We start from the raw sequence: 6,456 nt of genomic DNA on the forward strand, positions 1-6,456 counted from the left end.
ATGGGCGCGGGTTAGGCTTCACGCACCATGGACGCTGCCGAACCGCTGCTCTTCGACAAGGCGTACGTCCTCTGTTACCGCACCTTCGACATCGCGGAGGAGCTGGACCTGGAGCGCGCGCGCCGGGTGCTCACGGAGGACTCGCGCCGGCTCAAGCTGTCACGGGAGAACAGTCAGTACATCCAACTGCCCAACCCGCCGCTGGCCTATGAGCTGGGCCGCCGGCCCCTGGCACTGCGGGACGGTCCCGTCACGGTGGATGTCACCGCGCGCCTGTTCGACCATGGCGCCGTGTCCATCATCCTCCAGGTGCCTGTCGTTCCGGGCACCTCGTTGAAAGCGCTCACGCGCATGGCGGATGAGCTCTATGACAGCCAGGCGCTGGAGGACCTGGCGTTGGAGTTGGTGGAAGGGGTGCGCCGCACCATCGCCCCCGCCGCGCAGGCGCCGCACCTGTGGGAGCAGAACGAGAGCTACACCGTCATCTTCGCCGAGCACATCCGTGGCAATCCCACCGCGGATGAGCTGATGACGCGCGCGGACCTGGCCCGGCTGCTCCTGGGCGAAAGCGGCACGGTGCCGCTGTCTCCGCGTGAGAGCGAATCCGTGCTCCAGTCGCGCTTCAGCTACACCATCCAAGACCTGGTCGTCATCGACTGGAACAGCGCCTTCGTCTACGAGCCGTCCGGCTCGCGAGACATCCCCGACCTGCTGGAAATCGCCAACGCGCAGTTGTTGGAGTTCCGCTACTACGACGAGCGGTTGGACGCGCACATCACCCGCATCCACGAGAAGGTGCAGGCCGCGCGGCATGGGTGGGCCACGTTGTTCCGCAGCCCCTACCGCAGCCTGGCCCGGCAGACGCTCTCCACGCTGGTGGACCTCAACGAGTTCATCGAGCGCGTGGAGAACAGTCTCAAAATCATCGGCGACTTCTACCTGGCCAAGGTCTACGAGAGCGCCGTGCGCCGCATGCGCATCCCGCCGTGGCAGGCCGCCGTCACCCGCAAGCAGCAGCTGCTGGCCCAGACGTATGGCCTGCTCAAGGGCGACGTGGACATCGACCGCTCTCACACGTTGGAGGCCGTCATCGTCCTGCTCATCGTGCTGGAAATCTTCTTCGCCTTCTTCCGCGTCTTCGAGCACTGAGGCACCCGAGGGGAATCCCGTACTTCAGGGCAACGCGCTGTGCGGTTTCCACGCTTCGTCTGGCATGGGAGAATGAGGCTTCGAGGCAGGGAGCCATGCGTCCGTGCCGGGGGGAGTGGGGCATGAATGTGCCCGGAAAAAACGTGGGAGCCGCGGTGGACCGCATGTCGCGGGCCCTGGAGCGGCTGTCCGCAGCACCGCCGGTGGTGGCGGTGCTGGAGGAATTGCTTTGCCAGGCGTCCGCCACGCTGGGGGCTTCAGGTGCCTTCCTGTGCTGGTGGGGCGGGACGGGCGACTTGAGCACGCTCACCACGCACGGCGTGGACGCGGAGGCGGCCGCCATCTGGGCTCAGCAACTGCTGGCCCAGGCGCCCGCGCCAGGTGAGCCGCGCCTGCCCCGGGTGGCGGAGGACGTGTCGCGAGACGCGCTGCTGGCCTCCGAGCCGGACGCCCTGCTCCGCCTGGGGGCCACGGCTTTGCTGTCCCAGCCGCTCTTCTTCGCCTCCGGCCTGGGCGCCGCCGGTGTGCTGGGCGTGCTCTTCCGCGAGGCGTGGCGGCCACGGGAGGAGGACCTGCGGCGCTTCGGCCTCTCGGTGAAGCTGGCGGCGCTGGCGCTGGAGCGCGAGCGCATGGCGGAGACGCTGCGCCAGTCCGTGCTGTCCGCGCGAGCGGAGGTGGAGGAGTCGGAGGTGCTGCGGCTGCGCCGCTTCCAGGCGGTGACGGAGGCCTTGGGCGGCGCGCTGTCCTCGGACGAGGTGGCGCGCGTGGTGCTGGAGCAGGGGCTTCCCGCGGTGGGCGCGGGCGTGGGCCTGGTGCACCTGATGGAGCCGGACGGGACGCTGGCGTTGAAGGCCGCGCTGGGGGTGTCCAACGCGCAGCGGGAGGCGCTCCGGGTGCCGCCCTGGCGAAGCGGTGGTGTGCCGGGGCACGGCGCGGGGGCACCCGTGCGGCTGGAGACGCCCGCCGCGGCGCGAGACGGGGTGGCGGTGCTGGGGGCGCCGGTGTGGCTGGAGACGCCCTCCGCGGTGCGGGACGTGGTGCCCTCGCTGGGGGCACTGCGCGCGCTGGTGCTGCTGCCCTTGCAGGTGGAAGGGCATGCCTTTGGCACGTTGTGCCTTGGCTTCCCGGAGGCGCGGCGCTTCTCGGTGCTGGAGCGGGCGTCCATCACCGGCCTGGGGCACGCGTGTGGTCAGGCACTGGAGCGCGCGCGGCTGTACGCGCGGGAGCGCACCGCGCGGCTTCAGGCGGAGGCGGCGGGACAGCGCCTGCGGCTCCTGGCGGACGCGAGCGCGCTCGTGTCGGCATCGCTGGACTGGGAGGAGACGGTGGCGGGCGTGGCGCGGCTGGCGCTGGGGCACTTCGCGGATGGCTGCGCGGTGGATTCGTACGAGGACGGCGTGGTGCGGCGGCTGGCCGTGCTCTATGAGAATCCGCAATCGGCGCCGCGCGGGTTGGAGCTCCTGCGCTTCGCTCCGCAGGAAGGCAGCCCCACGTTGCTGGCGGAGGTGCTCGCCTCGGGGCGCCCGTGGATGATGGCGCGCCCCACCGCGGAGCCCGGGGACACCCGTACGGCGGCGGCGCGGCTGTACGCGGCCGCGCGCGAGCTGGGCGTGGGCTCGCTCATCCTGACGCCGCTGGTGGCGCGGCAGCGCACGCTGGGGGTGCTCACCTTCATGCGGAGCGAGACCTCCGCGCCCTTCGACATCCCGGACCTGTCCCTGGCCGAGGAGCTGGCGGGGCGCGCGGCGCTGGCCATCGACAACGCGGACCTGTTCCGCAAGGCGCGCGCGGCGGAGGAGGAGAGCCGGCGCGGGGCGGCGCGGCTCCACGTCCTGGTGCAGGTCAGCCACCTCATCGCGGAGGCGGGGTTGGACCTGTCCATGGTGCTGGAGGTGCTGGTGCGCAAGGTGTCGGAGGCGCTCGGAGACGCGTGCGTGCTCCAACTGCTCTCCGAGGACACGACGCGCTTGGAGCTGGTGACGGTGCACCATCCCAACGCGGAGGCCCGCGCGGTGCTGGACGCGTCCATGCGGCGCTGTCCGGGGCGGGTGGGAGAAGGGCTGTCGGGCCGGGTGGCGGCGACGGGGAAGCCGCTCTTCGTCCCGCGCCTTCAGGCCGAGGACCTGCGGGATGAGCGCGTGCCGGAGGGCATGCCCTTCCTCCAGCACTACGGGCCCCACAGCGTCATCGTCGTCCCGCTGGGCGTGCGCGGCCGGGTGCTGGGCACGCTGGGGGTGATGCGCGAGGCGCAGGGCCGCGAGTATTCGGTGGAGGAGCGAGCGCTGCTGGAGAGCCTGGCGGCGCGCGCGGCGTTGGCCATTGAAGACGCGCGGCGATACGGCGCGGCCACGCAGGCGGTGAAGGCGCGGGACGAGCTGCTGTCGGTGGCGGGGCACGAGCTGAAGTCGCCGCTCAACGCGCTCCAGCTCCAGATTCACCTGCTGGCGCGCATGGCCCGCGAGGCGATGGCCGTGGACGGGCTGGCGGAGCGCGCGGAGCGGGCGGCGAAGGCGGGCCAGCGGCTGGGGCTGCTCATCGATGACCTGCTGGATGTCTCGCGCCTCAGCTCGGGGCGGCTGGGACTGAAGCGTGAAGAGGTGGACCTGGCGGCGCTGACGCGCGAGCTGGTGGGCCGCATGTCCGAGGAGCTGGCGCTGGCGGGCAACGAGGTGCGGCTGCTGCTGGACAGGCCGGTGTCGGGGCACTGGGACCGGCTGCGGCTGGAGCAGGTGCTGGTGAACCTGCTCACCAACGCGGCGAAGTACGGCGCGGGCCGGCCGGTGACGGTGGAGGTGGAGGCGGTGGGCCCGGTGGCGCGGCTGTCCGTGCGCGACGAGGGCATCGGCGTGTCGCCGGAGGAGCAGGAGCGCATCTTCGAGCAGTTCGAGCGCTCCGCGTCGGTGCAGCACTTCAAGGGACTGGGCCTGGGCTTGTGGATTACCAAGCGCATCGTCGAGGCCCACGGCGGCAGCATCCGCCTGGCGAGCGAGCCGGGCAAGGGCTCCACCTTCACCGTGGAGCTGCCCTTGCCGGCTTGAGCGCCTGGACAGCTCGCACTCGCTGCGCTCTGGTTCCGCGGATGATGAAGACGCGCGCACTCCACCGGCGGGCCTTGCTCGCCGCCGCCGTGCTGGCCGTGGCCGCCCTGGGCTGCCGGCACGCGCCCCGGCTCGACCCGGGCCTGGACGCGGATGGCGACGGCGTCCTCAATGGGGAGGATGCCTGCCCCACCGTGCGCGGGCTCGCGCGGCTCCAGGGCTGCCCCGCGAAGGACACGGACGGCGACGGCGTGGAGGACGCGTTGGACAAGTGCCCGCGTCACGCCGGGCTCGCGTCGCGGGACGGCTGCCCCATCCGCGACTCGGACGAGGACGGCGTCGAGGACGCGAAGGACGCCTGCCCGCGGGTGTTCGGCCTGCTGGAGCGGCAGGGCTGCCCTGTCGATGACCCGGACCGCGACGGGGTGGAGGGCGCGGCGGACAAGTGCCCGGACGAGCCCGGGCCCGCCTCGCGCGAGGGGTGCCCCATCCGTGACGCGGATGGGGATGGCGTGCCGGATGAAGAGGACGCCTGTCCCGAAGAGGAGGGACTGCCCTCGCTGCGCGGCTGCCCGGAGCGGGACGTGGATGGCGATGGCGTGGCGGACCACCGGGACAATTGCCCGCGTGAGCGGGGCGCGGTGGACAACCAGGGTTGCCCGGCGGCGCGCAAGCAGCGCGTCGTCATCCGCCCGGACCGGCTGGAGCTGTTGGAGCGTATCTCCTTCGCGCCCGGCACCGCCGCCCTCCAGCCGCGCGTCCAGCCGGTGCTCGACAACGTGGCCGAAGTCCTGCTGGTGCACCCGCGGCTGGGTGTCATCGCCATTGAAGGCCATACGGACAACCGCGGGGACCCGGACGTGCAGCGGGAGGTAACGCTGGCGCGCGCGGAGGCGGTGCGGAACTACCTGGTGGAGCGGGGTGTCCCGCTGGAGCGGCTGGAGGCGTGGGGATTCGGCCCGGACAAGCCCGTCGAGTCGAATGAGACTGCCCAGGGACGCGAGGCCAACCGCCGTCTGGACCTCCGGGTGGTGGCGCCGCGCGGACGGCCGTAAGTCCCGGACTCCCCGTGGGTGGGGGGTGTGAGGTACACTCACCCACCATGAGTGCTTCCAGCCCCCTGTTTGGTGATTTGCTGCTCAAGCTGGGGATTGTCTCGCCCGGCCAGGTGCAGGAGGCGCTCGCCCTCCAGGCCCTCACCGGGCAGCGCGTGGGGGAAGCCCTCATCTCCCTGGGCTACGTCACGCGAGAGCAGATTCAGGACGCGCTGGGAGAGGCGCTCGGGCTGCACCAGGACAAGAGCCCTCTTCAGCCCGCGCTGGGCGAGCTGCTGGTGGGCCTCAAGTACGTGACGCTGGCGCAGCTCGACGAGGCGCTCGCGCGCCAGCGCCGCGACGGCCGCAAGCTGGGCGAAATCCTGGTGGAGCTGGGCCACTGCACCTACAAGCAAATCTACGAGGCGCTGGGGCTGCAGAACCGCATCGCCGGGCGGCAGGACCTGCCGCGCCCCTCCTCGGACGGTCGTCGCCGCGTGGTGGTGGTGGACGACAGCCCGCTGGCCTGCGCCTTCGTGCAGGAGGGCCTGGTGGCGCTGGGCTACGAAGTCCTCTGCTTCCAGGACCCGTTCGAGGCCCTGGAGAGCATGGGCCGTCTCCAGCCCGTCATCGTCCTCAGCGATTTGGAGATGCCCGGCCTGGATGGCGTGGAGCTGTGCCGCCGCCTGAAGGAAGGCCCCAGCCACGCGGTGCCCGCCATCATCCTCACCGCCAACGACGGGGAGGCGGAGCGCGTGCGCGGCCTGCGCGCTGGCGCGGATGACTACGTCAACAAGTCCGCGTCCATGGACGAGCTGGCCGCGCGCATCGAAAGCGTGGTGCGCCGCACGGGCGAAACGGAGCGCATGCGCAAGCTGTTCGCGCGCTACACGTCCGACGCGGTGGTGGAGGAAATCCTCAAGAGCGCGGACGCGGTGGTGCTCACCGGCGAGAAGCGCGAGGTGACGTTGCTGTTCGCGGACATCCGCAACTTCACCGGCCTGGCGGAGAGCCTGCCTCCAGAGCAGGTGGTGGGGGTGCTCAACCAGGTGCTCGGGCGGATGTCGGACGCGGTGCTCACCTGCGGCGGCACGCTGGACAAGTTCCTGGGTGACGGGCTGATGGCCGTCTTCGGCGCGCCGGTGGCCCGTCCGGATGATGCGCTGCGTGCGCTCCAGTCCGCGAAGATGATGATGGATGCGCTGACGGACCTGCGCATCGAGGCGGAGGCGGAG

General features: G+C 71.6%; 4 protein-coding genes. All 4 read left to right on the forward strand.

The window, feature by feature from the left end:
• Window positions 1-27: 27 nt before the first annotated feature.
• Window positions 28-1,149 carry a hypothetical protein gene (locus FL344_RS19575; RefSeq protein WP_141588527.1) on the forward strand — a complete coding sequence of 374 codons (1,122 nt, stop codon included), beginning with the start codon at window positions 28-30 and terminating at the stop codon, window positions 1,147-1,149.
• A 122-nt stretch (window positions 1,150-1,271) separates the two neighbouring features.
• Window positions 1,272-4,187, forward strand: coding sequence for a GAF domain-containing protein (locus FL344_RS19580; protein ID WP_228565194.1), 2,916 nt, complete (start codon window positions 1,272-1,274; stop codon window positions 4,185-4,187).
• A 41-nt stretch (window positions 4,188-4,228) separates the two neighbouring features.
• Window positions 4,229-5,242: an OmpA family protein gene (locus FL344_RS19585; protein ID WP_228565195.1), complete on the forward strand. Its 1,014-nt coding sequence runs from the start codon at window positions 4,229-4,231 to the stop codon at window positions 5,240-5,242.
• Between the two features lie 47 nt (window positions 5,243-5,289).
• The coding region (locus FL344_RS19590) for a response regulator (RefSeq protein WP_141619586.1) at window positions 5,290-6,456 on the forward strand (1,167 nt) is incomplete at its 3' end.

Origin of the sequence: Myxococcus sp. AB036A, from assembly GCF_006547355.1 — a bacterium.
In the GTDB taxonomy this organism is placed as follows: domain Bacteria; phylum Myxococcota; class Myxococcia; order Myxococcales; family Myxococcaceae; genus Myxococcus; species Myxococcus virescens.